At 69.2% G+C, this 26,306-nt stretch carries 20 protein-coding genes; 14 read left to right on the forward strand and 6 right to left on the reverse strand.

Features of this window, described 5'->3' with window-relative positions; genetic code table 11:
• Nucleotides 1-84 precede the first annotated feature (84 nt).
• Complete coding sequence (locus tag SVTN_RS29065; RefSeq protein ID WP_041131752.1) at nt 85-1,641, forward strand: MFS transporter; 1,557 nt, start codon at nt 85-87, stop codon at nt 1,639-1,641.
• Between the two features lie 11 nt (nt 1,642-1,652).
• Here the strand turns inward: SVTN_RS29065 and SVTN_RS29070 are convergent, their stop codons facing one another.
• The 3 genes from SVTN_RS29070 to SVTN_RS29080 form a co-directional block, all read right to left on the reverse strand.
• Complete coding sequence (locus SVTN_RS29070) at nt 1,653-2,315, reverse strand: PASTA domain-containing protein (protein ID WP_041131753.1); 663 nt, start codon at nt 2,313-2,315, stop codon at nt 1,653-1,655.
• 154 nt (nt 2,316-2,469) lie between these two features.
• Nucleotides 2,470-3,999 carry a helix-turn-helix domain-containing protein gene (locus tag SVTN_RS29075; protein WP_041131754.1) on the reverse strand — a complete coding sequence of 510 codons (1,530 nt, stop codon included), beginning with the start codon at nt 3,997-3,999 and terminating at the stop codon, nt 2,470-2,472.
• A gap of 50 nt (nt 4,000-4,049) precedes the next feature.
• Entirely contained in the window at nt 4,050-4,406 is a 357-nt protein-coding gene (locus SVTN_RS29080) for a VOC family protein (protein ID WP_041131755.1), read from the reverse strand.
• Nucleotides 4,407-4,529: 123 nt separating this feature from the next.
• Between SVTN_RS29080 and SVTN_RS45145 the strand changes: the two genes are divergently transcribed.
• From SVTN_RS45145 to acnA, 3 genes are all read left to right on the forward strand, one after another.
• Complete coding sequence (locus SVTN_RS45145; protein WP_052499352.1) at nt 4,530-4,790, forward strand: NAD(P)H-binding protein; 261 nt, start codon at nt 4,530-4,532, stop codon at nt 4,788-4,790.
• Nucleotides 4,787-5,008 (forward strand): hypothetical protein, encoded by a 222-nt coding sequence (locus SVTN_RS45150; protein WP_052499353.1) that lies wholly within the window; start codon nt 4,787-4,789, stop codon nt 5,006-5,008. Before SVTN_RS45145 ends, SVTN_RS45150 begins: the two co-directional genes overlap by 4 nt.
• Nucleotides 5,009-5,191: 183 nt before the next feature.
• Nucleotides 5,192-7,927 (forward strand): aconitate hydratase AcnA, encoded by a 2,736-nt coding sequence (gene acnA / locus SVTN_RS29090; RefSeq protein WP_174518298.1) that lies wholly within the window; start codon nt 5,192-5,194, stop codon nt 7,925-7,927.
• 92 nt (nt 7,928-8,019) lie between these two features.
• On the opposite strand, the gene SVTN_RS29095 is transcribed toward acnA, so the two are convergent.
• Nucleotides 8,020-8,976, reverse strand: coding sequence for an FG-GAP repeat domain-containing protein (locus SVTN_RS29095; protein WP_245727671.1), 957 nt, complete (start codon nt 8,974-8,976; stop codon nt 8,020-8,022).
• A gap of 505 nt (nt 8,977-9,481) precedes the next feature.
• Here SVTN_RS29095 and ngcE point away from each other — a divergent pair.
• From ngcE to SVTN_RS29145, 10 genes are all read left to right on the forward strand, one after another.
• A complete protein-coding gene (ngcE, locus tag SVTN_RS29100; RefSeq protein ID WP_041131757.1) occupies nt 9,482-10,924 on the forward strand; it encodes an N-acetylglucosamine/diacetylchitobiose ABC transporter substrate-binding protein in 1,443 nt (480 codons plus the stop codon).
• Between the two features lie 121 nt (nt 10,925-11,045).
• The gene (locus tag SVTN_RS29105) at nt 11,046-11,975 is read left to right on the forward strand and encodes a carbohydrate ABC transporter permease (protein ID WP_041131758.1); all 930 of its coding nucleotides are present in this window, start codon (nt 11,046-11,048) and stop codon (nt 11,973-11,975) included.
• Nucleotides 11,975-12,913 carry a carbohydrate ABC transporter permease gene (locus SVTN_RS29110; RefSeq protein WP_041131759.1) on the forward strand — a complete coding sequence of 313 codons (939 nt, stop codon included), beginning with the start codon at nt 11,975-11,977 and terminating at the stop codon, nt 12,911-12,913. The genes SVTN_RS29105 and SVTN_RS29110 overlap by 1 nt, the downstream gene beginning before the upstream one ends.
• Nucleotides 12,914-13,076: 163 nt before the next feature.
• Nucleotides 13,077-14,288: an ROK family transcriptional regulator gene (locus SVTN_RS29115; protein WP_041131760.1), complete on the forward strand. Its 1,212-nt coding sequence runs from the start codon at nt 13,077-13,079 to the stop codon at nt 14,286-14,288.
• A gap of 122 nt (nt 14,289-14,410) precedes the next feature.
• The gene (locus SVTN_RS29120; protein WP_041131761.1) at nt 14,411-15,475 is read left to right on the forward strand and encodes a sugar ABC transporter substrate-binding protein; all 1,065 of its coding nucleotides are present in this window, start codon (nt 14,411-14,413) and stop codon (nt 15,473-15,475) included.
• 276 nt (nt 15,476-15,751) lie between these two features.
• Entirely contained in the window at nt 15,752-16,540 is a 789-nt protein-coding gene (locus SVTN_RS29125; protein WP_167352215.1) for an ATP-binding cassette domain-containing protein, read from the forward strand.
• Complete coding sequence (locus tag SVTN_RS29130; protein ID WP_041131763.1) at nt 16,537-17,826, forward strand: sugar ABC transporter permease; 1,290 nt, start codon at nt 16,537-16,539, stop codon at nt 17,824-17,826. The genes SVTN_RS29125 and SVTN_RS29130 overlap by 4 nt, the downstream gene beginning before the upstream one ends.
• Before the next feature lie 210 nt (nt 17,827-18,036).
• Nucleotides 18,037-19,956 carry a 1-deoxy-D-xylulose-5-phosphate synthase gene (gene dxs, locus SVTN_RS29135; protein ID WP_041131764.1) on the forward strand — a complete coding sequence of 640 codons (1,920 nt, stop codon included), beginning with the start codon at nt 18,037-18,039 and terminating at the stop codon, nt 19,954-19,956.
• Nucleotides 19,957-20,069: 113 nt separating this feature from the next.
• On the forward strand, nt 20,070-21,602 hold the full coding sequence (locus tag SVTN_RS29140) for an amino acid permease (RefSeq protein ID WP_425429020.1): 1,533 nt from the start codon (nt 20,070-20,072) through the stop codon (nt 21,600-21,602).
• A 33-nt stretch (nt 21,603-21,635) separates the two neighbouring features.
• Entirely contained in the window at nt 21,636-22,826 is a 1,191-nt protein-coding gene (locus SVTN_RS29145) for a PLL family lectin (RefSeq protein ID WP_245727673.1), read from the forward strand.
• Between the two features lie 81 nt (nt 22,827-22,907).
• Here SVTN_RS29145 and SVTN_RS29150 read toward each other — a convergent pair whose 3' ends face one another.
• Nucleotides 22,908-25,046, reverse strand: a complete 2,139-nt coding sequence (locus SVTN_RS29150; protein WP_041131766.1) for a 3-hydroxyacyl-CoA dehydrogenase NAD-binding domain-containing protein — start codon at nt 25,044-25,046, stop codon at nt 22,908-22,910.
• Nucleotides 25,043-26,257: a thiolase family protein gene (locus SVTN_RS29155; protein ID WP_041131767.1), complete on the reverse strand. Its 1,215-nt coding sequence runs from the start codon at nt 26,255-26,257 to the stop codon at nt 25,043-25,045. The genes SVTN_RS29150 and SVTN_RS29155 overlap by 4 nt, the downstream gene beginning before the upstream one ends.
• Between the last annotated feature and the right edge of the window lie 49 nt (nt 26,258-26,306).

Genomic DNA, 26,306 nt, shown 5'->3' on the forward strand with positions numbered 1-26,306 from the left:
ACTGGTCACCCGACTGGACCAGGCTTAGTGTCGAAAGGTGGACTGACCGGCCCACGGCCCCGTCAGGTGAGGGCGCGATGCGCCATGAGTAGCAGTACACCGAAGCCGACGACCCCGACGGCGACCGCTCCTCGCAAGCGCGACGGAGACGGCAAGGGCATCGCCCTGTTCGTGATCGCCTCCTGTCAGCTGATGGTCGTCCTCGACATCACCATCGTGAACATCGCGCTCCCGCACATCCAGAGCGCGCTGGACTTCTCGACCACCAGCCTGTCCTGGGTCGTCAACGCCTACACGCTCACCTTCGGAGGCCTGCTCCTCCTCGGCGGACGTGCGGGCGACATCCTCGGCCGTCGCCGGGTCTTCATCTTCGGCGTGCTGCTCTTCGGACTGGCCTCACTCCTCGGCGGGTTCGCGCAGGAGTCCTGGCAACTCCTCGCGGCCCGTGCCCTCCAGGGCGTCGGCGGCGCCATCGCCTCCCCGACCTCGCTCTCCCTCATCACCACCACCTTCGACGAAGGCCCCGAACGCAACCGCGCGTTCGGCGTGTTCGCGGGAGTCTCGGCGGGCGGCGGCGCCATCGGCCTGCTCATGGGCGGCCTCCTCGTGGAGTGGCTGAACTGGCGCTGGGTGTTCTTCGTGAACGTCCCCATCGCCCTGGTCATCGCCTTCCTGACACCCCGCCACGTCAAGGAGTCGGAGCGGCACCCGGGCAACTTCGACCTGACCGGCGCGCTCACCTCGACGCTCGGCATGGTGGCGCTGGTGTACGGCTTCATCAGGGCCGCCCAGGAAGGCTGGCGCGACCCCTACACGATCGCCTCCTTCGCGGCGGCGATCGTCCTCCTGGTCACCTTCATCTTCGTGGAGCGCCGCTCGCGCCAGCCGATCACCCCGCTGCACATGTTCGCCGACCGCAACCGCGCGGGCACGTACGGCATCATGCTCTGCCTCGCGGCCTCCATCTTCGGTATGTTCTTCTTCCTGACCCTCTTCGTGCAGACGGTCCTCGACTTCAGCCCGCTGAAGGCCGGACTCGCCTTCCTGCCCATCAGCGCGGTCATCGCGGTCGTCGCGGGAATCACCTCCCAGCTGCTGCCGAAGTACGGCCCGAAGCCCTTCATGGTGCTCGGCTCCCTCTGCCTGGCCGCCGGACTCTCCTGGCTGACGCGGACCGACGTCCACTCCACCTACGCCGGCTCGATCCTCGGCCCGATGCTGGTCTTCAGCGTCGGCATGGGCATGATGTTCGTGTCGCTGACGCTGATGGCGCTGTCCAACGTCAAGCCCCAGGAGGCCGGTGCCGCCTCCGGCCTCCTCAACGCCACCCAACAGGTCGGCGGTTCGCTCGGCCTCTCCATCCTCGTCACGGTCTTCGGCACGGCCAGCCGCAACGAGGCCGAAACGCAGGTCCCGGCGTTCCTGGCGCAGGCGGGCCCGCTGGAGAAGGCCCAGTTCGCGAAGACCGGCCAGCTCCCGCCGCCCTGGGCCGACCAGGTCCTCACCACGGGCGTCACCGCGGGCTTCATCGTGGCCGCCATCTTCGCCGTCGCCGCCTTCGTGATCGCCCTGGTCGCGATCCAGGTCCGCCCCTCGGACATCGAACGCCTGAAGGGCGGCGGAATGATGCCGGGCGCCTGAGGAGGCCTCCGTCAGGAAGGGTGAAGCACGGCGTAAGGCCGCTCGGGACACACCGCGTCGGGCGGGGCAAGTTTCAGATAAACGGTCCCGAACTGCGGATTCTCGACCGTCTTGCCCGGTTCGGGATCCTGGAAGCAGACCTTCCACGGATCCGCGACACCGGGCAGCTCCACATCGGAGTACGCACTCTCCGGCTCGACCTTCCGGAACCCGATCGGCCCGAGCGCCTCACCGGCCCGCCCGAAGGTCATACCGGTGACGGCGGGCATGGCGGGCCAGGGGATCTTCTCGCCGTCGGCGGCGGGGCAAGGCGCCTCGGTACGCACCACCCCGAGATCGAGCACGGGCCGCCCACCATTCCGCTGCCCCGCCGAACCCTGAAAACACACCTTCCAGCCACCGACGTCCCACTGCCGGGCGTCCTGGTCGGAGGCATCGTGCGACACGACGTCGAAGCCGGCGGCGGAGGCCTGTTCCTTCGCGTCCTTGAGCCGCTTCCCCACGAGCGAGGGGGGTCCGGAAGGCTTGGGGCGGGCGGACGCGGAGACGGTGACGCTCGCCTTGGGCGGCACCGCCTTCTGCTCCGACGAGCCGCCTCCGCCTCCGCCTCTGTCTCCGCCCCCGTCTCCGAAGCGGGACAGCACGAACAAGAGACCCGCGAGCACCACGACCACGACGAGTACGGGATGCCGCCACCACGGCCGCGAAACCGGCCGGGGCGGCAGTGGGGACGGCGGCGGGACGGCGGCGTTGGGATCCACGCCGGGATCGTAGCCACGCCCCGGACGCCACCGCCCCGTCGTGCCCGGATTCGCCGTACGGGACGTCCTAGATGTCCCGGAAGATCTTGATCTGGGCGCCGATCGAGTTGAGGCGCTCCGCGAGGTCCTCGTAACCCCGGTTGATGACGTACACGTTGCGCAGGACCGACGTGCCCTCCGCCGCCATCATCGCGAGGAGGACGACCACGGCCGGGCGCAGGGCCGGCGGGCACATCATCTCGGCGGCGCGCCAGCGGGTCGGGCCCTCCACCAGGACGCGGTGGGGGTCGAGGAGCTGGAGGCGGCCGCCGAGGCGGTTGAGGTCGGTGAGGTAGATGGCGCGGTTGTCGTAGACCCAGTCGTGGATGAGGGTCTTGCCCTGGGCCGTCGCCGCGATCGCCGCGAAGAAGGGGACGTTGTCGATGTTCAGGCCCGGGAACGGCATCGGGTGGATCTTGTCGATCGGCGCCTCCAGCTTGGAGGGGCGGACCGTCAGGTCGACGAGGCGGGTGCGGCCGTTGTCCGCCGCGTACTCCGCCGAGCGGTCGTGGTCGAGGCCCATCTCCTCCAGGACCGCGAGCTCGATCTCCATGAACTCGATCGGGACCCGGCGGATGGTCAGTTCGGACTCCGTCACCACCGCCGCGGCGACCAGGCTCATCGCCTCGACCGGGTCCTCGGAGGGGGAGTAGTCGACGTCCACGTCGATCTGCGGCACGCCGTGCACGGTCAGGGTCGTGGTGCCGATGCCGTCGACCCGGACGCCGAGGGCCTCCAGGAAGAAGCACAGGTCCTGGACCATGTAGTTGGAGGAGGCGTTGCGGATGACGGTCACGCCGTCGTGGCGGGCGGCCGCCAGGAGGGCGTTCTCGGTCACCGTGTCGCCGCGCTCGGTCAGGACGATCGGGCGGCCGGGGGAGACGGAGCGCTCGACCTGCGCGTGGTACAGGTTGTCGGTCGCCGTGACCTCCAGGCCGAAGCGGCGCAGCGCGATCATGTGCGGCTCGATCGTGCGCGTACCGAGGTCGCAGCCGCCGGCGTACGGCAGCTTGAAGCGGTCCATGCGGTGCAGCAGCGGGCCGAGGAACATGATGATCGAGCGGGTGCGGATCGCGGCCTCGGCGTCGATGGACTCCATGTCGAGCTCGGCCGGCGGCACGATCTCCAGGTCCACGCCGTCGTTGACCCAGCGGGTGCGGACGCCGATGGAGTTGAGGACCTCCAGGAGCCGGAAGACCTCCTCGATGCGGGCGACGCGACGCAGGACGGTGCGGCCCTTGTTGAGGAGGGAGGCGCAGAGCAGCGCGACGCAGGCGTTCTTGCTCGTCTTGACGTCGATGGCGCCGGAGAGGCGGCGGCGGCCGACGACCCGGAGGTGCATGGGGCCCGCGTAGCCCAGGGACACGATCTCGCTGTCGAGGGCTTCGCCGATCCGGGCGATCATCTCAAGGCTGATGTTCTGGTTGCCGCGCTCGATCCGGTTGACGGCGCTCTGGCTCGTGGCCAGCGCTTCGGCGAGCTGCGTCTGCGTCCAGCCGCGGTGCTGCCGGGCGTCACGGATGAGCTTGCCGATGCGTACGAGGTAGTCGTCTGCCATGGCGTCACGTTATCTCAGATATGAGATGGTGATCGACATCGGGTGGGCCATCAGGGTGAACCGGTGTGTACGGTCGGGTGACGCGGTTCGTACAGGGGGAGTTCGGTGCCGCTCGGCAGCCGGACGGCGGCGAGCAGGCCCCAGCCCTGGTCGGTGATGGCCCGTGAGATCTCCGCGCCCCGGTCCTCCAGGGTCGTCAGGGTGTCGGTGAGGTCCTCGCACATGAGGTAGAGCTCGTGCTTCGGCTCGTCCGTCGTGGGATGCACCGCGATCTCGGCGGGCGGCAGCCTGAAGATGAGCCAGCCGCCCCCGGCGTCCACGTGCTCGAAGCCGACGACGTCCTTGAGGAAGGCCCGATCGGCCTCCGCGTCCCGGGTGTACAGAACCACGTGCGCGCCGCTGAACATGGTTCGATCCTCGACGTTTGGGGCAGGAGTGGCCATTTCTGCGCATCCGTACGAGTAAGTCCCTTATGTTCCTGACGCGGTACGGGCCTCGTGGGCCTCGCGTGCCGCGAGGAGTGCCGGCAGGTGCTCGGCGCCCCACGCCCGGGCGGCGGCGCGGTCACCGCCGAGGCGTGGTCGCGGGGGTACGGCGCCGCCGCAGTGGTCCGGCACCCCGCGAAGCACGGCCGTCTGGCGGCCGACGGGGTGCGGCTGGTCCGGGGCGACGTGCGGGACCCGGAGTGCGTCGCCGCCGCGGCGCGCGGACATGTCGCGGCGGTGCGCGCGGTGAGTCCGTTCAGCGGTCCGGAGCGGGGTTTCGCGGACCTCGCCCCGCCTTCTTCGTGAAGGCCGCCGACGCCCTCCTGTGCGGCCTCGCGGTGGCCCGGGTATCCCGGCTCCTGGTGGTGGGCCTCTTCGCGAACCTCGACACGCCCGGCGGCGGAGACGCCGTGCGCCCCGACTCCGCGACGGCCGGACTCTCCTGTGTGGACCTCGCGGTGGCCCTCCTCGACGAGATCGCCGCCCCTCGCCATCATCGCGCCCGGATCTCCGTCTTCGGCTGACGGCGATCGACGGGCGCCCGAGCATGACCGAAAGGGCGGGATGCACTAGAGTTATCTCGACATCGAGATAACTGCTTACGGCGCACTGCGCCGCCCGCCCAGTAAGGGTTACCTAACTTAGCCTTACCTTAGCGGATCGGCGAGGGGTCGTGGCGGCAGCATGACGGTAGTACGCGCACATTGATGAAGGAGACTGTCGTGTCGGCGAACAGCTTCGACGCCCGCAGCACGCTGCGCGTGGGCGACGAGTCGTACGAGATCTTCAAGCTGGACAAGGTCGAGGGCTCCGCGCGCCTCCCTTACAGCCTGAAGGTGCTCCTGGAGAACCTGCTCCGCACCGAGGACGGCGCGAACATCACCGCCGACCACATCCGGGCCCTCGGCAACTGGGACTCGCAGGCTCAGCCGAGCCAGGAGATCCAGTTCACGCCCGCCCGCGTGATCATGCAGGACTTCACCGGTGTGCCCTGCGTCGTCGACCTCGCCACCATGCGTGAGGCCGTCGCGGCCCTCGGCGGCGACCCGGCGAAGATCAACCCGCTGTCCCCGGCCGAGATGGTCATCGACCACTCCGTCATCGCCGACAAGTTCGGCACCAACGACGCCTTCGCGCAGAACGTCGAGCTGGAGTACGGCCGCAACAAGGAGCGCTACCAGTTCCTGCGCTGGGGCCAGACCGCGTTCGACGACTTCAAGGTCGTCCCGCCGGGCACCGGCATCGTCCACCAGGTGAACATCGAGCACCTGGCCCGCACGGTCATGGTCCGCAACGGCCAGGCGTACCCCGACACCCTCGTCGGCACCGACTCGCACACCACCATGGTCAACGGCCTCGGTGTGCTCGGCTGGGGCGTCGGCGGCATCGAGGCCGAGGCCGCGATGCTCGGCCAGCCGGTCTCCATGCTCATCCCGCGCGTCGTCGGCTTCAAGCTGACCGGCGAGCTGCCCACCGGCACCACCGCCACCGACCTGGTGCTGACCATCACCGAGATGCTGCGCAAGCACGGCGTCGTCGGCAAGTTCGTCGAGTTCTACGGTGAGGGCGTCGCCGCCACCTCCCTCGCGAACCGCGCCACCATCGGCAACATGTCGCCGGAGTTCGGCTCCACCGCCGCGGTCTTCCCGATCGACGGCGAGACCCTGAACTACCTCAAGCTCACCGGCCGCTCCGAGCAGCAGGTCGCGCTCGTCGAGGCGTACGCCAAGGAGCAGGGCCTCTGGCTCGACCCGGCCGCCGAGCCCGACTTCTCCGAGAAGCTGGAGCTCGACCTCTCCACGGTCGTCCCGTCCATCGCCGGCCCGAAGCGCCCGCAGGACCGCATCGTCCTCGCGAACGCCGCCGAGCAGTTCAAGCGCGACGTCCTCAACTACGTCGACACCGCCGACGAGGCCGAGCTGGAGTCCTTCCCGGCCTCCGACGCCCCGGCCAACCACCCGAACGGTGGCGTCCCGTCGAACCCGGTCCAGGTGACCGCCCCCGACGGCACCACCTACACGATCGACCACGGCGCCGTCACCGTCGCCGCGATCACCTCCTGCACCAACACCTCGAACCCGTACGTGATGGTCGCCGCCGCGCTCGTCGCGAAGAAGGCCGTCGAGAAGGGCCTGACCCGCAAGCCGTGGGTCAAGACCACCCTCGCCCCGGGCTCGAAGGTCGTCACCGACTACTTCGACAAGGCGGGCCTCACCCCGTACCTCGACAAGGTCGGCTTCAACCTCGTCGGCTACGGCTGCACCACCTGCATCGGCAACTCCGGCCCGCTGCCGGAGGAGGTCTCCAAGGCCGTCAACGAGCACGACCTGGCCGTGACCTCGGTGCTCTCGGGCAACCGCAACTTCGAGGGTCGCATCAACCCCGACGTCAAGATGAACTACCTGGCCTCCCCGCCGCTGGTCGTCGCGTACGCCATCGCGGGCTCCATGAAGGTGGACATCACCAAGGACGCCCTCGGCGTCGACCAGGACGGCAAGCCCGTCTACCTGGCCGACATCTGGCCGTCGGAGGCCGAGGTCAACGACGTCGTCGCCAACGCCATCGGCGAGGACATGTTCTCGAAGTCGTACGAGGACGTCTTCGCAGGCGACGCCCAGTGGCAGGCCCTGTCGATCCCGACCGGCTCCACCTTCGAGTGGGACGCCGAGTCCACCTACGTCCGGAAGCCCCCGTACTTCGAGGGCATGACGATGGAGACCACCCCGGTCACCGACATCACCGGCGCCCGCGTCCTGGCCAAGCTGGGCGACTCGGTCACCACCGACCACATCTCCCCGGCCGGCGCCATCAAGGCCGACACCCCGGCCGGCAAGTACCTCACCGAGCACGGTGTGGAGCGTCGTGACTTCAACTCCTACGGCTCGCGCCGAGGCAACCACGAGGTCATGATCCGCGGCACCTTCGCCAACATCCGCCTGCGCAACCAGATCGCGCCGGGCACCGAGGGCGGCTACACCCGCGACTTCACCCAGGCCGACGGCCCGGTGTCGTTCATCTACGACGCCTCGCAGAACTACCAGGCCGCCGGCACCCCGCTGGTCATCCTGGGCGGCAAGGAGTACGGCTCCGGCTCGTCCCGCGACTGGGCCGCCAAGGGCACCGCGCTCCTCGGCGTCAAGGCCGTCATCACCGAGTCGTACGAGCGCATCCACCGCTCGAACCTCATCGGCATGGGCGTCCTCCCGCTGCAGTTCCCGGCCGGCCAGTCGGCCGACTCGCTCGGCCTGACCGGCGAGGAGACCTTCTCCATCACCGGCGTCACGGAGCTGAACGAGGGCACCACGCCGAGCACGGTCAAGGTCACCACCGACACCGGTGTCGAGTTCGACGCGGTCGTCCGCATCGACACCCCCGGTGAGGCGGACTACTACCGCAACGGCGGCATCATGCAGTACGTGCTCCGCAACCTGATCCGCGGCTGACGCATCGGGTGACGGCAAAGGCCCCGCTCCTCGGAAGAGGAGCGGGGCCTTTCGTTCGTCACGCACGCCCCGTCTCACGACGGGAGCGAGGATCAGAACATGAGGCGGTAGGTGTTCCAGCCGCTGGAGCCGATGAGGACGCGCGGCTTGAACGGCGCGCTCGCCACACCGGTGCCGCTGTAGCGGTACAGCCGGCCGGACGTGTCACGGGCGAGCAGGTCGCTGTGGCCGTCCCAGTCGAGGTCGCCGATGCCGAGCAGGGTGTTGTACCCGCCCCAGCCGCTGCCGATCTTGGTGCGACCGGTGAATGGGGCCTTGTAGTCGCCCGTGCCCTTGTACAGCCACAGGACGCCGCCGCTGTCGCGGGCGACGATGTCGGCCTTGCCGTCACCGCTCAGGTCGCCGGCGCCGGCGATCTGGTTGTAGGCGTTCCAGCCGGTGCCGACCTTGTAACGGCTGGTGAGCTTGCCGTTGCCGTAGCCGAGGTACAGCCACAGGGTGCCGGACGAGTCGCGGGCGATGATGTCCGCGGCCGCGCCGCCGCCGAGCTGACCCGGCGAGACGATCTTGTTGTAGATGTTCCAGCCGCTGCCGACGGTGGTGAACGAGGAGGAGGTCGACTCGCCGGCGCCGTAGGCCATGGTGCCGGAGGTGTACCAGATCCAGGTGTCGTCGGCGATGCCGTCGCCGTCGTTGTCGGCCTGCTGGGCGTTCTTGACGCTGCCCCAGGTGTTGGTGGCGTAGTTGCGCGCTTCGAAGCCGCCGGAGCCGTTCGGCTCGTACCACCAGAGGGTGTCGCCGGAGACGCCGTTCAGGAAGCGGAGCTCGGCGTCGGCCGAGGCGGCCGCGGCACCGGCGTCGGCGGTGGCCGAAGCGGTGGAGGAGGGCTTCACAGCGCTGGGGGTGGCCGGCGCGTCGGCGGCGTAGGCGGCCGTCGTGGTGCCGACCAGGGCGGCGGTTATCGCCGCGACCGTGACACGGGACACGAGGCCCGCGCGGTTCAGGCCAGAAGAGTTGGCCACGTAGATCTCCAGATCCGTATGGAACAAGGCAGGTTCCACCGCGCGCCCGTGCCGGAGGGCAGGGCGCGGCGGGGACCTCTATGATCCAGGATCCTTCTCACGGGATCTTCACCGGGCAACTGGTTTGTGACACAGCTGTTTCAATGCTGAACGTATGTCCCTTTTCGCCCCTTCCCTCCCGCGCGCCGCCGCGCATCTCCGGCGCGGGCCCGGGGGATGGGGTGACCCTGATGCCGTGTCAAGGGTGTTGTGCGATGAATGCTTGGACGAAACGCCGCAGATCCAGCGTGCTTATCCCGGAGGTCTCAACTCGGGAAAGATGGCCGTGGAAAGCTGGTTTCGATCTTGCTCCCGTGAAGGGAAGTGGACTATACCTGTCGGCGTCCAGCCAGTCGGAGCAATCCGCCGACGGCCCGACGCGTGCACGACCCGGCTGCAATTGACCGCGGTGGCGGGGCCCTTCGCCTGTGGCGAGTGAGAAACGGGCGACCGGTACACCGCCTGAGTCCTGAATGAAGGCGAGGACTTGAGCATGGGATCCACCTCCGCACACAACGGTGAGGGCCTCGGCCGTCGCGATCTGATCAAGCGTTCCGCCGCTGTCGGTCTGATCTCCGTACCGACGATGGGCTTCCTGTCCGCCTGCGCGAGCAGCGGTGACGGTGGCAACGAAAAGGTCGAGAAGGGCACGAAGTCCGAAAAGAACCCGCTCGGGGTGAACGAGTCGGCGGGGCTGGAGTTCGTCCTCTTCGACGGCGGTTTCGGACAGCAGTACGCCAAGGACGCGATCAAGGTCTATGAGACCAATTACCCCAAGGCGAAGGTCAAGTTCACCCCGACCCAGAAGATCACCACCACGCTGCAGCCGCGCTTCAACGGCGGCACCCCGCCGGACCTCATCGACAACTCCGGCGCCGAGCAGATGGACATGGGCGTCCTCGTCGGCCAGAAGCAGCTGGCGGACCTCACCCCGCTCCTGGACGCGCCGTCCATCGACGACCCGAGCAAGAAGGTCCGCGACACCCTGCGGCCGGGCATCGTCGAGATGGGCCAGTTCGACGGCGACCCGGTGTGGATCATGTACTACGCGTACACGGTCTACGGCGTCTGGTACTCGCAGAAGCTGCTCGACTCCCTCGACGCGAAGTACCCCGAGACCTGGGACGAGATGCTGGCCGTCTGCGAGAAGGCCAAGAAGAAGGGCATCGCCGGCTGGACGTACGCCGGAAAGTACCCGTACTACGTCCCGTTCTCGCTGTACCCGATGATCGGCAAGGTCGGCGGCCGCGAGGTCCTCGACGCCATCGACAACCTGGAGCCGAAGGCCTGGGAGCACCCCGCGGTCAAGGCCTGTTTCGAGGCGTACTACGAGCTCGTCAAGAAGGGCTACATCCTCAAGGGCACCCCCGGCCTCGACCACATCCAGTCGCAGACCGCCTGGACCGAGGGCAAGGCGCTGTTCATCCCGAACGGCTCCTGGGTCGAGAACGAGGCCGCGAAGACCATGCCGGCCGACTTCAACCTGGCCGTCTCGGCCCCGACCGGCATCGACTCCTCCGACAAGATGCCCTTCGGCACCATCTGGGCGTCCGGCGGCGAGCCCTTCATCGTCCCGGCGAAGGCGAAGAACCTGGAGGGCGGTCTGGAGCAGCTGCGCATCATGCTCAGCGAGGACTCCTCCAAGAACTTCACCAAGTCCGTGAAGTCCCTGACCGCCTTCAACGGCGGCACCGACGGCATCGACCTGACCCCGGGCCTCAAGTCCGGTGTCGCCGCCCTGGAGAAGGCCGGCCAGAACGTCGTCAACCCGCGCCTCCAGGACTGGTACGTCGCCCTCCAGAAGGAGAAGATCGGTGTCGCCGGCCTCGGCGAGATGATGGCCGGCCGCGCGACCCCGGCCGAGACGATCAAGAAGATCCAGAAGTTCGCCGATGAAGCGGCCAAGGACTCGAGCATCAAGCACTACAAGCACTGAGACACGCAGTGCCGGGGCCCCTTCCCGCCGACCGGGAGCGGGCCCCGGCCCCTTGGCGCGCGGCACCAGCAGCGCGTGGCACCAGCGGGGCGTCTCCGCGGGAAGATCGGGGTCGGTAGGAATGCAACACGGCAAGTACCGTTTCATCGTGGGGTTCCTGGCGGTGCCCCTCGCGCTCTATACGCTGTTCGTCATCTGGCCGTTCATCCAGTCCATCTACTACTCGTTCACGGACTGGACCGGACTGAGTCCCGAATTCGGGATGGTCGGATTCGACAACTACAGCAGAATGCTGGACGACGAGATCTTCTGGAAATCGCTCCAGCACAGTCTGACCTTCGCGGTGGTGCTGCCGCTGGTGACCGTGGGGCTCGCGCTCTTCTTCGCCTTCATGCTCAATGTCGGCGGCCGGCGCCGCAGGGGAGCGGCGATCGCGGGTGTGCGCGGTTCCTCGTTCTACAAGATCGTCTATTTCTTCCCGCAGGTGCTGTCGATCGCGATCGTCGCGCTGCTCTTCCAGTTCGCGTACAACCCGAACAGCGGAGCCATCAATTCCGTACTGAAGGGCGTCGGTCTCGGCAGCATCCAGCCGGACTGGCTCGGCGATCCGGACCTCGCCCTCATCTGCGTGATGGTGGTCCTCGTCTGGTCCACGGTCGGATTCTTCGTCGTCCTCTTCTCGGCCGGCATGGCGTCCATTCCGAGGGACTTCTACGAGGCGGCCCTGCTCGACGGCGCCAACCGCTTCACCACCTTCTTCAAGATCACCCTGCCGCTGCTCTGGGACACCGTGCAGTCGGGCTGGATCTACATGGGCATCCTCGCGCTCGGCGCGGAGTCCTTCGCCGTCGTGCAGATCATGACCGTCGGCCCCAACGGCGGCGGGCCCGACTTCTCCACCATCGTCCTTCCGCTGTACGTGTACCAGAAGGCGTTCCGGGACGGTCAGGCCGCCTACGCAACGACCATCGGTGTCGCGCTCCTCATCGTCACGCTCGCCTTCGCGGCCGTCGTGATGAAGCTGGGCCGGCGCGAGCGGCTGGAGTTCTGATGAAGACGACCGACACTGCCACCACCGGCGTCGGGACCCCCGGCTCCCCGGCCGGCCCCGGGCCCGCGGTCACCAGGACGGCGGCGCCCGCGCCGCGCAGGACCGCCAAGGCCGAGGGCGCGACCCTGAACGTCTTCTCGCACGGCGTCCTGATCATCTGGGCGATCATGGTCGTCATGCCGCTGCTCTGGGCGGTCATGACCTCCTTCAAGGACGACAAGTCGATCTTCACCTCGCCGTGGGCGCTGCCCGACAGGCTGCACTTCGAGAACTGGTCGCGCGCCTGGACCGAGGCGCACATGAGCGACTACTTCCTGAACACCCTCCTGGTGGTCGGCGGCTCACTCGTCGGCACGCTCCTCTTCGGCTCGATGGCGGCCTACGTCCTGGCCCGCTTCGAGTTCCCGGGCAACCGCTTCATCTACTTCCTCTTCATCGGAGGGATGAGCTTCCCGATCATCCTGGCGCTCGTGCCGCTCTTCTACGTGATGCAGAACATGGCCCTGCTCAACACGCTGCACGGCCTGATCCTGGTCTACATCGCGTACTCGCTGCCGTTCACCGTCTTCTTCCTCACGGCCTTCTTCCGCACCCTGCCGACCTCGGTGGCGGAAGCGGCCTTCGTGGACGGCGCCTCGCACACCCGGACGTTCTTCCAGGTGATGCTGCCGATGGCCAGGCCGGGCCTGATCAGCGTCGGCATCTTCAACTTCCTCGGTCAGTGGAACCAGTACCTGCTGCCGACCGTGCTCAACACCGAGCCGGAGAACAAGGTGCTCTCGCAGGGCCTCGTCCAGCTGGCCGTCAGCCAGGGCTACAAGGGCGACTGGTCCGGCCTCTTCGCCGGCCTCGTGATGGCGATGCTCCCGGTCCTCGCGGCGTACATCATCTTCCAGCGGCAGGTGGTGGCCGGTCTGACCGCCGGCGCCGTGAAGTAACCCCGCCGTCGCAGCTTTCCAGGGCCCCCGGCGCACCCGCGCCGGGGGCCCCGTGCGTCGTGTGACCCGCGCCGTCCGAGACTCAAGCTCTTGACGGGGACCGAGCCGAAAGAGTCCCCTTAGAGTTCACATGTTGGAGAAAACGGTGGGAGTGAGTGAGTCGATGGAGACTCCGGGGTCGCAGACGTCTCTGCACAGGGCCAATCTCGAACGGGTCGTCCGGGCGGTGCGGATGGCCGGCTCGCTCACCCAGGCGGAGATCGCCCGGTCGACGGGCCTCTCCGCCGCCACGGTCTCCAACATCGTGCGGGAGCTGAAGGACGGCGGCACCGTCGAGGTCACGCCCACCTCCGCGGGAGGCCGACGGGCCCGCAGCGTCTCGCTCTCCGGCGACGCCGGCATCGTGATCGGCGTAGACTTCGGCCACACCCACCTCCGGGTCGCCGTCGGCAACCTCGCCCACCAGGTGCTCGCCGAGGAGGCCGAGCCGCTGGACGTGGACGCCTCCGCCGCCGAGGGCTTCGACCGGGCGGAACAGCTGGTCAAGCGGCTGGTCAGGGCCACCGGCATCGGCTACGACAAGGTGATCGGCGTCGGCCTCGGTGTGCCGGGCCCGATCGACGTCTCCTCCGGGACGCTCGGCTCGACCTCGATCCTGCCGGGCTGGAGCGGCATCAACCCGGCCGAGGAGCTCTCGGGCCGGCTCGGCGTCCCCGTGCACGTCGACAACGACGCCAACCTCGGCGCCCTCGGCGAGCTGGTCTGGGGGAGCGGCCGGGGCGTCAAGGACCTGGCCTACATCAAGGTGGCCAGCGGCGTCGGCGCCGGACTCGTCATAGACGGACGGGTCTACCGGGGGCCGGGCGGCACCGCCGGCGAGATCGGGCACATCACCCTGGACGAGTCGGGACCGGTCTGCCGCTGTGGCAACCGCGGCTGCCTGGAGACCTTCACCGCCGCCCGCTACGTCCTGCCGCTGCTCCAGCCGAGCCACGGCCCCGATCTGACCATGGAGCGGGTCGTCCAGCTGGCCCGGGAGGGCGACCCCGGCTGCCGCCGGGTGATCGCCGACGTCGGACGGCACATCGGCAGCGGCATCGCCAACCTCTGCAACCTCCTCAACCCCAGCCGCGTGGTGCTCGGCGGCGACATCGCCGAGGCAGGCGAGCTCGTCCTGGCGCCCATCAGGGACTCCGTCTCGCGGTACGCGATCCCCAGCGCCGCCCGGCAGCTGTCGCTGGCCCAGGGGGCCCTGGGCGGGCGCGCCGAGGTGCTGGGCGCCCTGGCCCTCGTGCTGAGCGAAATGGGCGATTCGCCCCTGTTGGGGAGTGCGCTGCCCGCGGCCGCTCCGGCATCCCGCCTTGCCTTCACTTAGATAACGAACACCGTCGTTGTCATCTCGTTAATAATTTACTTCTTGACGACAGCGTTGCAGCCGAGTTGACTTCGTGCCACCTCGGCCGCAACGTCGCGGCCTCGTCAGGGAGGCAACCCCACATGAACGCAGTGACGCGTCGTGCCGTCATAGCCACGGCCGCGGTCTCGATGGCCCTCTCGCTCGCCGCCTGCGGCCAGGCCGGCGGCGGCGACAGCGGCGACAAGGGCAGCTCGACCAAGATCGGTCTGCTCCTGCCGGAGAACAAGACCTCGCGCTACGAGGCCCTGGACAAGCCCCAGTTCGAGAAGGCCGTCAAGGCCGCCTGCGGCGACTGCGAGATCGTCTACAACAACGCGGTCTCCGACGTCGTCAAGCAGAAGCAGCAGTTCGACCAGCTGATCGCCGACGGCGTCAAGGTCATCGCCCTCGACCCGGTGGACGCCGCCAAGGCCGCGGGCTGGGTCAAGGACGCGAAGGCCAAGGGCGTCAAGGTCGTCGCGTACGACCGTGCCGTCCAGGGCGCCGACGCCTACGTCAGCCACGACAACAACAAGGTCGGCGAGCTCCAGGGCCAGGCCCTCCTCGCCGCGCTCGGCGCGAAGGCCGCCACCGCCAACGTCGTGATGATCAACGGCGACGAGAAGGACCCGAACGCGGGCCTGTTCAAGAAGGGCGCCCACAGCGCCCTCGACGGCAAGGTCGGCAAGATCGCCTACGAGGCCTCCGGCGAGTGGGACCCGAAGGTCGCGGGCGAGAAGATGTCCGCCGCGATCTCCTCGGTCGGCAAGGACAAGATCGGCGCCGTCTACTCCGCCAACGACGGCATGGCCGGCGGCATCATCACCTCCCTCGAGAACGCCGGCGTCAAGGGCATCCCGGTGGGCGGCCAGGACGCCGAGGTCGCGGGCATCCAGCGCATCATCGCCGGCACCCAGACCTTCACCATCTACAAGTCGCCGCTCCAGCTGGCCCCCGAGGCCGCCAAGTTCGCGGTGAACCTGCTCAAGGGCAAGGACCTCGGCGCCCAGGGCGCGACCGACGGCGTGCCCTCCACGCTCTTCACCCCGGTCGTGGTCGACAAGACCAACATCCAGACCACGGTCGTCAAGGACGGCATCTACAAGGCCGCCGACCTCTGCACGGCGGACCTCGCCGCCAAGTGCACCGAGCTGGGCATCAAGTAACCCCGCCCGATCCCGCCGGGCTCCACGAGGGCCCGGCGGCACGGATCCGTTCCTGAGCACCCCCGAAGCGGGTGCCGCCGCCTCGCGTACAGAGGGTGAAGACCCCTGGTAACAAGGCCGGCGCACGACGACCGGATCCCCCCTCAAGCCCGTCCGGCCCCCGGCCGACCCAGACCCCGCTGTCGCTCCGGGGGCCGGACGAGCCCAGCCCCCCTCGAAACTTCGGCGCCGCACGACGGCGCGACATGCCGTCGCCCCCCTCGGGCGGCGAAGGAGTTGGTTCACGTGTCCCAGACGCCCGTGCTGGCGTTGCGCGGGATCTTCAAGCGGTTCGGAGCGGTCCAGGTCCTCTCCGGTGTCGATCTCGAAGTCCACGCAGGAGAGGTCGTCGCGCTCGTCGGCGACAACGGAGCGGGAAAGTCCACGCTGGTCAAGACGATCGCCGGCGTGCACCCCATCGACGAGGGCGTCATCGAGTGGGAGGGCGAGCGGGTCGAGATCCAGCGGCCGCACGACTCCCAGAACCTCGGTGTCGCGACCGTCTACCAGGACCTCGCGCTCTGCGACAACCTCGACGTCGTCGCCAACCTGTTCCTCGGCCGCGAGATCAAGAAGGGCGGCGTCCTCGACGAGGTCGCCATGGAGAAGCGGGCCAAGGACCTGCTCTCCACCCTCTCCATCCGCATCCCCAGCGTCCGCATCCCCGTCGCCGCCCTCTCCGGCGGCCAGCGGCAGGTCGTCGCCATCGCCCGCGCCCTGGTCGGCAACCCCAAGATCGTGATCCTGGACGAGCCCACCGCCGCGCTCGGCGTCGAGCAGACCGCGCAGGTCCTCGACCTGGTCGAGCGGCTGCGCGAGCAGGGCCTCGGCGTCATCCTCATCAGCCACAACATGGCCGATGTGAAGGCCGTCGCCGACACCGTGGCCGTGCTCCGCCTGGGCCGCAACAACGGCACCTTCCCGGTGGCCACCACCACGCACGAAGAGATCATCGCCGCGATCACCGGTGCCACGGACAACGCCGTGACCCGCCGGCAGGCCCGCAACGCGGAGGTAGCGAAGTGAGCACCACCCCCCGTACCTCCGAGGACACCGTGCCCGAGCCCCGCACGGAGGCGCCGGCCGCCGCCGCGGTCCCCGCCGTCGACCCCCGCCTCCTCGTCCGCGAGCAGGGCTTCAAGGGCTACGTCGACGAGTTCAAGCGCAAGATCCGCTCGGGTGAGATCGGCTCGCTGCCCGTCGTCGTCGGCCTGATCGTCATCGGCATCGTCTTCCAGGCCCTCACCGGCAACTTCATCACCTCGTACAACCTCGACCAGATCACGCTGTACGCGGTCGGCCCCGGCATCATGGCCGTCGGCATCGTCTTCGTCCTGCTGCTCGGCGAGATCGACCTCGCCGTCGGCTCCGTGGCGGGCCTGGCCGGCTCGGTCTGGGGCGTGCTCGGCACCGACATGCCCGACGGGCTCGCCATCCTCCTCGGCATCCTGTCCGGCACCCTGATCGGCGCCTTCCACGGCATGGTCTTCGCCAAGATCGGCGTGCCCGCCTTCGTCGTCACCCTCGCCGGCTTCCTCGGCTGGGCCGGTCTGCAGACCTGGGTGATGGGCGACCGGTCGACCATCCCCACCCCGATCGGCAGCTTCGTCGAGGACCTCACCAAGTACTACTTCTCCGACGTCGCCGCCGCCTACGGCCTCGCCGTGGCCGTCATCGCCGGCTTCTACCTCGCCCAGCTGCGCGACTCCCGCCGCCGCAAGGCCGCCGAGCTGCCGCACCGCCCGCAGAGCGAGATCATCCTGCGCACCGCCGTCCTCGCGGTCCTCGTCCTCGTCGCCGCGTACGGCTTCAACCAGGAGAAGGGCCTGCCGCTCTCCCTGGTGATCTTCCTGGTCATCCTGCTCGCCACCGACTTCGTCCTGCGCCGCACCACGTACGGCCGTCAGGTCTTCGCGGTCGGCGGCGGCATCGAGGCCGCCCGCCGCGCCGGCATCAACGTGGACTGGATCCGGATCTCGGTCTTCATGATCTCCGGCACGATGGGCGCCGTCGGCGGCCTCTTCCTCGCCTCCGCGACCGGCGGCGCCGACCGCTCCCTCGGCGGCGGCAACCAGCTGATGATGTGCATCGCCGCCGCGGTCATCGGCGGCACGTCCCTGTTCGGCGGACGCGGCAAGGTCTGGTCGGCGCTCCTCGGCATCCTGGTCATCCAGTCGATCGTCCAGGGCCTCAACCAGATGAACCTGTCCTCGAACGCGATCCAGTACATGATCACCGGAGCGGTCCTGCTCATCGCCGTGATCATCGACTCGGTCTCCCGCCGCACGCAGAAGACCGCGGGCCGCGCGTAACACCCGTCACAGCAGCCCGGCACCGGGAAACCGGTGCCGGGCTCCCGCGCGTCCGGAGCAGTACACGCGCGCGTACAGAGCCGTACAGATCAGCGGCCTGTCGGCCGTGCGGGTGACGCCTCACCCCCCGGCCCGATGCCCACGATCCAAGACGGAACATTAGACTCGACAAATCGGCAAGCTCGACCAGCTCAAAGCAAGGAGGAACGGGTGGCTCTGCTGACCCGTATCAGGGGACCGCGAGATCTGGACCGGCTCTCCCCGGAACAGCTGGACCAGCTGGCCGACGAGATCAGGACGTTCCTCGTGGACGCCGTCTCCAAGACCGGCGGGCACCTCGGACCCAACCTCGGTGTGGTCGAGCTGACCATCGCCCTGCACCGCGTGTTCGACTCCCCGAAGGACAAGGTCCTCTGGGACACCGGCCACCAGAGCTACGTCCACAAGCTCCTCACCGGACGCCAGGACTTCTCGAAGCTCAAGATGAAGGGCGGCCTCTCCGGCTACCCCTCGCAGGCCGAGTCCGAGCACGACGTGATCGAGAACTCGCACGCCTCCACCGTCCTCGGCTGGGCCGACGGCCTGGCCAAGGCGAACGAGGTCCTGAAGAAGGACGACCACGTCGTCGCCGTCATCGGCGACGGCGCCCTCACCGGCGGCATGGCCTGGGAGGCGCTGAACAACATCGCCGCCGCCAAGGACCGCCCGCTCGTCATCGTCGTCAACGACAACGAGCGCTCCTACGCGCCCACCATCGGCGGCCTCGCCAACCACCTGGCCACCCTGCGCACCACCGACGGCTACGAGCGCTTCCTCGCCCGCGGCAAGGACATCCTGGAGCGCACCCCGGTCGTCGGGAAGCCGCTGTACGAGACCCTGCACGGCGCCAAGAAGGGCCTCAAGGACTTCATCGCCCCGCAGGGCATGTTCGAGGACCTCGGCCTCAAGTACGTCGGCCCCATCGACGGCCACGACATCGAGGCCCTGGAGTCCGCCCTCACGCGCGCCAAGCGCTTCGGCGGCCCGGTGATCGTCCACTGCCTCACCGAGAAGGGCCGCGGCTACCAGCCCGCCCTCCAGGACGAGGCCGACCGCTTCCACGCCGTCGGCAAGATCCACCCCGACACCGGTCTGCCGATCTCCACCTCCGGCGCCGACTGGACCAGCGTCTTCGGCGAGGAGATGGTCGCGCTCGGCAAGGAGCGCGAGGACATCGTGGCGATCACCGCCGCCATGCTCCAGCCGGTCGGCCTGGACAAATTCGCCAAGGAGTTCCCGGAGCGGGTCTTCGACGTCGGCATCGCCGAGCAGCACGGCGCGGTCTCCGCGGCCGGCCTCGCCACCGGCGGCCTCCACCCGGTCTTCGCGGTCTACGCGACCTTCCTCAACCGCGCCTTCGACCAGGTCCTGATGGACGTGGCCCTGCACAAGTGCGGCGTCACCTTCGTCCTGGACCGGGCCGGCGTCACCGGCACCGACGGCGCCTCGCACAACGGCATGTGGGACATGTCGATCCTCCAGGTCGTGCCCGGCCTGCGGCTCGCCGCCCCGCGCGACGCCGACCAGGTCCGCGCCCAGCTCCGCGAGGCCGTCGAGGTCACCGACGCCCCGACCGTGGTCCGCTTCTCCAAGGGCGCGGTCGGCCCGGCCGTCCCCGCCGTGCGCCGCGTCGGCGGCATGGACGTGCTCCGCGAGCCCGGCAGCGACGAGCCGGACGTCCTCCTGGTCTCCGTGGGCGCCCTGGCCCCCATGTGCCTGGAGATCGCCGACCTCCTCGACCGGCAGGGCATCTCCACCACGGTCGTCGACCCCCGTTGGGTCAAGCCCGTCGACGAGGCCCTCGCCCCGCTCGCCGAGCAGCACCGCGTGGTCGTCACCGTCGAGGACAACAGCCGCGTCGGCGGTGTCGGTTCGGCCGTCGCCCAGGCGCTGCGCGACGCCGGCGTCGACGTACCGCTGCGTGACTTCGGCATCCCGCCGCGCTTCCTCGACCACGCCTCCCGCGGCGAGGTCCTGGCAGAGATCGGTCTGACCGCCCCGGACATCGCCCGCCAGGTCACCGGTCTGGTCTCGCGTCTGGACGGCCGTTTCGAGAGCAGCAGCCAGGCCGTGGAGCCCGCCCGCGACTGACGGATCCTCCCGTCCGAGACATCACACGGCGTCACCATTGGGCCGGTCGGCTCACTCTTCGGAGTGCCGACCGGCCCTTTCGCGTGCATTCTGACCCTTGGGCGGGCAGCCCCATGGCAGGGAGGTGCGATGTGAGTACGGACCAGCAGCCGCGCGCCAATTCCGGATTGTTCCGGACGAAGACGGTCGAGCAGTCGATCCGCGACACGGAGGAGCCCGAGCACGCGCTCAAGAAGTCGCTGTCGGCCTGGGATCTGACGGTGTTCGGCGTCGGCGTCATCATCGGCACCGGCATCTTCGTCCTCACCGGCAAGGTCGCCAAGGAGAACGCCGGACCGGCCACCGCCCTCGCCTTCGTCGCCGCGGGCATCGTCTGCGCCCTGGCCGCCCTGTGCTACGCCGAGTTCGCCTCGACGGTGCCGGTGGCGGGATCGGCGTACACCTTCGCGTACGCGTCGATCGGCGAGCTGCCCGCCTGGATCATCGGCTGGGACCTGGTCCTGGAGTTCGCCCTCGGTACGGCGGTGGTCGCCGTCGGCTGGTCCGGCTACGTCAGATCCCTGATGGACAACATCGGCTGGCACCTGCCGGCCTCGCTCGAAGGCCCGGACGTCCCGGGCGGCACCTTCGACATCCTGGCCTTCCTGCTGGTCCTCGTGCTGACCGTGGTCCTCGTCCTCGGCATGAAGCTGTCCGCCCGGATCACCGCGGTCGTCGTCGCGATCAAGGTGACCGTCGTGATGATCGTGATCGTCGCGGGCCTGTTCTTCATCGTCGGCGACAACTACAAGCCGTTCATCCCGCCGGCCGTCACCCCACCCGGCGGCACCTCCGGCTGGAACTCCCCGATGGTCCAGCTGATCTTCGGCTACGAGCCGACGAACTTCGGCGTCATGGGCATCTTCACCGCGGCCTCCGTCGTCTTCTTCGCCTTCATCGGCTTCGACGTCGTCGCCACCGCCGCCGAGGAGACCAAGCTGCCGCAGCGGGACATGCCCCGCGGCATCCTCGGCTCGCTCTTCATCTGCACCGTGCTGTACGTGGCCGTGGCCCTCGTCGTCACCGGCATGGAGAAGTACACCAGGCTGTCCACCAGCGCCCCGCTCGCCGACGCCTTCAAGGCGGCGGGACACCCGTGGTACGCGGGCGTGATCAGCTTCGGCGCCGCCGTCGGCCTCACCACCGTCTGTCTGATCCTGCTGCTCGGCCAGACCCGCGTCTTCTTCGCGATGAGCCGCGACGGCCTGCTGCCGCGCTTCTTCTCCGTCACGCACCCCCGGTTCAGGACCCCGTACCGGCCGACCATCCTGCTCGGTGTGATCATCGCGATCGTCGCCGGCTTCACCAGCATCAACGAACTCGCGACCCTGGTGAACATCGGCACCCTGTTCGCCTTCATCATGGTCGCCGTCGGCGTCATCATCCTCCGCCGCAGCCGCCCCGACCTGCACCGGGCCTTCCGCACCCCCTGGGTGCCGGTTCTCCCGATCGTCTCCGTCGCGGCCTCGCTCTGGCTGATGCTCAACCTGCCGGGGGAGACCTGGTTCCGGTTCGCCGTCTGGATGGTGATCGGCTTGTTCGTGTACTTCCTGTACGGGCGCGGGCACAGCCGGCTCGGCCGCGAAGGCCAGGAGGCCCGCTACTGAACGGGTGAGGCCGCAGGGCCTGTGCGGAGGATCATGGTCGGGTCCGCCGCACGGGCCCTGGGCGCGGCGGAGAGCGTCCGGGAGGGCGACTACAGTCGGTTCGTACCCGAACTGCTCCCGACGACCGGAGTGCTGGATCCCCTCATGGTGAATCGATCCCAGGCCCCCACCGACCGCTCCCACGGCCCCGCCGCCCCCGTGCTCCAGGGCGCCTGGCTGACCAGAGGGGAGGAGGGCCGGTTCAGCGCCTACCTGCCCCGGGAGGGCGAGGTGGTGCGCTGGACCGAGGAGCCCGGCGGAGGCTGGAGCGGCCCCGTCTCCCTCGGCGGCGACGGCCTGACCCCGTTCCTCGCCGTCGGCCAGGGCGCCGACCGCTACGTCCACCTCGTCGGCCTGCGGCCCACGGGCGGCGACGAGGGGCACGTCGAGCTGGTGCACGCCGTCCAGTTCCAGACGGGCCGTCCGGCGGCCCCCTGGCGGCCCCTGGGGCACTCGAACGGCAAGGGACCCTGGACGGGCAACCCCGCCGTCGCCGTGGACGCCCAGGGCCGCGTCTACGTCTTCATGAGGAACAGCGGCGGAGGCATCAGCGTCCGCGCGCAGAAGGACCAGGGCGGCTGGCACCCCTGGTGGGACCTGATGGGCTCCAAGACCGACCCCTCGCCGGTCGCCGTCACCAACGGCTCCGGCCTCGTCGAGCTGTACAGCTCGCACGCCAAGGGCCTCGTCCGCTACGTCCAGCGCGAAGCCGGCGCCAAGCCGGTCCGCGAGGAGCTCCTGCCGGCCTCGGTGACCATGGGCACCCTCGCGGCCGTGGCCGGGCCCTCCGGGCACGTGACGCTCTTCTACCTCGACCAGGAGGGCCAGGTGATGGCCTGGTCGCCGGAGCGCTCCCTGGAGCCCACGCCGCTGGGCAAGGCGGTCGGTACCGGCCGGCTCTCCGTCACCCGCTGTCTCATCGACGGCTTCGACTGCACGGTCCTCGCCCAGCAGTCCGAGGACGGCCGGCTCGCCCTCGCCGCCTACCCCAGCGAGCAGGAGACGGAGGGCCTGAGCTGGTCGGAGACCGGGGAGCGGCAGGGGAACCTGGACACCGTCCTCACCCGGGGCCTCGACGGCGGCCTGGTCGCGATGGCCGTGTCCGACGGACGCGTGCCGGTCACCACCCGTCAGAAGGTGGGCGCCGAGGGGCTGCTGCTCGAAGGCTGGCGCTCCATAGGGTGACGCCGCCCGCGACACGGGAACGGCCCCGGCACCTGTGCGAGGTGCCGGGGCCGTTCGTCATGGGGGCATGACGCCCTGGTGTTACGCCGGGACGCTCGCCACGCCCTGGGCCAGGAAACGCTTGCCGTTGACGCGCTCGGAGACGCCCTCACGGTCCAGGTACGGCGTGATGCCGCCCAGGTGGAAGGGCCAGCCCGCGCCCGTGATCAGGCAGAGGTCGATGTCCTGCGCCTCGGCGACGACACCCTCCTCCAGCATCAGGCCGATCTCCTGCGCCACCGCGTCCAGGACGCGGTCGCGGACCTGCTCCTCCGTCAGGACGACGTCGCCCTGCTTGAGGAGGGCGGCGACCTCCGGGTCGAGCTCCGGCTTGAAGCCGTTCTCGGCGTTGTAGACGTAGAAGCCGCGCTTGCCGGCCTCGACGACCGCCTTCAGGTTGGGGGAGACCTTGAAGCGCTCGGGGAAGGAGCGGTTCAGCGTCTCGGAGACGTGCAGACCGATCGCCGGGCCGACGAGCTCCAGGAGCACCAGCGGGGACATCGGCAGGCCGAGCGGCTCGACGCCCTTCTCGGCGACGGCGACCGGGGTGCCCTCGTCGATGACGTTCTGGATCTCGCCCATGAAGCGGGTCAGGATGCGGTTCACGACGAACGCCGGGGCGTCCTTGGTGAGGACCGCGGTCTTCTTCAGCTTCTTGGCGACACCGAACGCGGTGGCCAGCGAGGCGTCGTCCGTCTTCTCGCCGCGGACGATCTCCAGGAGCGGGAGGATCGCGACCGGGTTGAAGAAGTGGAAGCCGACCACGCGCTCCGGGTGCTGGAGCTTGGAGGCCATCTCCGAGACGGACAGCGAGGAGGTGTTGGTGGCGAGGATCGCGTGCGCCGGGGCGACCGCCTCGACCTCCGCGAACACCTTCTGCTTGACGGACATCTCCTCGAACACGGCCTCGATGATGAAGTCCGCGTCCGCGAAGCCCTCGGCCTTGTCGAGGACACCGGAGACCAGGCCCTTGAGACGGTTGGCCTTGTCCTGGTTGATGCGGCCCTTGCCGAGCAGCTTCTCGATCTCGGCGTGGACGTAGCCCACGCCCTTGTCGACGCGCTCCTGGTCGATGTCGGTCAGGACGACCGGCACCTCGAGGCGGCGCAGGAAGAGCAGGGCCAGCTGGGAGGCCATCAGACCGGCGCCGACGACACCGACCTTGGTGACCGGGCGGGCCAGGGACTTGTCCGGGGCGCCGGCGGGGCGCTTGCCGCGCTTCTGCACCAGGTTGAAGGCGTAGATGCCGGAGCGCAGCTCGCCGCCCATGATCAGGTCCGCGAGGGCCTGGTCCTCGGCGTCGAAGCCCTTCTGCAGGTCCCCGTCCTTGGCGGCCTCGATGATGTCGAGGGCGCGGTAGGCGGCCGGGGCGGCGCCGTGCACCTTGGAGTCGGCGATGGCACGGCCCTTGGCGACGGCCTGGTCCCAGGCCTCGCCGCGGTCGACCTCGGGACGGTCCACGGTGACGTCGCCCTTGAGGACCGAGGCGGTCCAGATCAGCGACTGCTCCAGGAAGTCGGCGCCCTCGAAGATCGCGTCGGCGATGCCGAGCTCGAAGACCTGCTTGCCCTTGAGCTGGCGGTTCTGGTTCAGCGAGTTCTCGATGATGACCGAGACGGCCTTCTCGGCACCGATCAGGTTCGGCAGGATGGCGCAGCCGCCCCAGCCGGGCACCAGGCCGAGGAAGACCTCGGGCAGCGAGAAGGCCGGGAGGGCCTTCGACACGGTGCGGTAGGTGCAGTGCAGACCGACCTCGACGCCGCCGCCCATGGCCGCGCCGTTGTAGTACGCGAAGGTCGGTACGGCGAGCGCGGAGAGGCGCTTGAAGACGTCGTGGCCGCCCTTGCCGATGGCGAGCGCCTCGTCGTGCTTCTTGAGCAGCTCGACGCCCTTGAGGTCGGCGCCGACGGCGAAGATGAACGGCTTGCCGGTGATGCCGACGCCGACGATCTCACCGTTGGCGGCCTCGGCCTCGACCTGGTCGATCGCCGCGTTCAGGTTGGCGAGGGACTGCGGGCCGAAGGTGGTCGGCTTGGTGTGGTCGAAGCCGTTGTCCAGCGTGATCAGCGCGAACTTGCCGGCGTTGGCCGGGAGTTCGAAGTGCCGTACGTGGGCGCTGGTGACGACCTCGTCCGGGAAGAGCTCGGCGGCGCCCTTCAGAAGCTCGGCGGTGGTGCTCACTTGCCCTCCCAGTGGGGGTTCTCCCAGATGACCGTCGCGCCCATGCCGAAGCCGACGCACATGGTGGTGAGGCCGTAACGGACCTGCGGCTGCTCCTCGAACTGGCGGGCCAGCTGCGTCATCAGACGGACGCCGGAGGAGGCGAGCGGGTGACCGTAGGCGATCGCGCCGCCGTACTGGTTCACGCGGGCGTCGTCGTCGGCGATGCCGTAGTGCTCCAGGAACGCGAGGACCTGAACGGCGAAGGCCTCGTTGATCTCGAAGAGCTGGATGTCGTCGATCGTCAGACCGGCCTTGGCCAGGGCCTTCTCGGTCGCCGGGATCGGGCCGTAGCCCATGACCTCGGGCTCGACGCCGGCGAAGGCGTACGAGACGAGGCGCATCTTGACCGGGAGGTCGTTCTCGCGGGCGAAGTCCTCGGAGGCGATGATCGAGGCGGTGGCGCCGTCGTTGAGACCGGCCGCGTTGCCCGCGGTGACGTTGCCGTGGACGCGGAACGGCGTCTTCAGGTTGGCCAGCGACTCCAGGGTGGTGCCCGGGCGCATCGGCTCGTCGGCGGTGACCAGGCCCCAGCCGGTCTCGCCGCCGGCCGGGTCGGTGCGGCGCACCGAGATCGGCACCAGGTCCTGCTGGATCTTGCCGTCGGCGTACGCCTTGGCGGCCTTCTCCTGCGAGCGCACGGCGTACTCGTCGGCGCGCTGCTTGGTGATGCTCGGGTAGCGGTCGTGCAGGTTCTCGGCGGTCATGCCCATGAAGAGGGCGGACTCGTCGACCAGCTTCTCGCTGACGAAGCGCGGGTTCGGGTCGACGCCCTCGCCCATGGGGTGGCGGCCCATGTGCTCGACGCCACCGGCGATGACGGCGTCGTACGCGCCGAAGGCGATCGAACCGGCGACGCTGGTCACGGCCGTGAGGGCGCCGGCGCACATGCGGTCGATGGAGTAGCCCGGCACCGACTGCGGCAGGCCGGCGAGGATGCCCGCCGTACGGCCGAGGGTCAGGCCCTGGTCACCGATCTGCGTGGTCGCGGCGATGGCGACCTCGTCGATCTTCGCGGGGTCGAGGCCGGGGTTGCGGCGCAGCAGCTCCCGGATGGCCTTCACGACGAGGTCGTCGGCGCGGGTCTCGTGGTAGATGCCCTTCGGGCCCGCCTTGCCGAACGGGGTGCGGACGCCGTCGACGAAGACGACGTCCCTGACGGTACGAGGCACGATGGCTCTCCTCCAGGGTGCGGGATGGCACTGCTGCTGCGGCCCACGC

This window comes from Streptomyces vietnamensis, from assembly GCF_000830005.1.
GTDB lineage: Bacteria > Actinomycetota > Actinomycetes > Streptomycetales > Streptomycetaceae > Streptomyces > Streptomyces vietnamensis.

Bases quoted from the DNA above. Each gene is read 5' to 3' on its own strand.
- SVTN_RS29065 (WP_041131752.1), top strand. From the start codon at position 85: ATGAGTAGCAGTACACCGAAGCCGACGACCCCGACGGCGACCGCTCCT.
- SVTN_RS29080 (WP_041131755.1), bottom strand. From the start codon at position 4,406: ATGTTCAGCGGCGCGCACGTGGTTCTGTACACCCGGGACGCGGAGGCC.
- SVTN_RS29110 (WP_041131759.1), top strand. From the start codon at position 11,975: ATGAAGACGACCGACACTGCCACCACCGGCGTCGGGACCCCCGGCTCC.
- acnA (WP_174518298.1), top strand. From the start codon at position 5,192: ATGAAGGAGACTGTCGTGTCGGCGAACAGCTTCGACGCCCGCAGCACG.
- SVTN_RS29115 (WP_041131760.1), top strand. From the start codon at position 13,077: ATGGAGACTCCGGGGTCGCAGACGTCTCTGCACAGGGCCAATCTCGAA.
- SVTN_RS29145 (WP_245727673.1), top strand. From the start codon at position 21,636: ATGGTCGGGTCCGCCGCACGGGCCCTGGGCGCGGCGGAGAGCGTCCGG.
- SVTN_RS29075 (WP_041131754.1), bottom strand. From the start codon at position 3,999: ATGGCAGACGACTACCTCGTACGCATCGGCAAGCTCATCCGTGACGCC.
- SVTN_RS29105 (WP_041131758.1), top strand. From the start codon at position 11,046: ATGCAACACGGCAAGTACCGTTTCATCGTGGGGTTCCTGGCGGTGCCC.
- SVTN_RS29140 (WP_425429020.1), top strand. From the start codon at position 20,070: ATGGCAGGGAGGTGCGATGTGAGTACGGACCAGCAGCCGCGCGCCAAT.
- ngcE (WP_041131757.1), top strand. From the start codon at position 9,482: ATGGGATCCACCTCCGCACACAACGGTGAGGGCCTCGGCCGTCGCGAT.
- SVTN_RS29120 (WP_041131761.1), top strand. From the start codon at position 14,411: ATGAACGCAGTGACGCGTCGTGCCGTCATAGCCACGGCCGCGGTCTCG.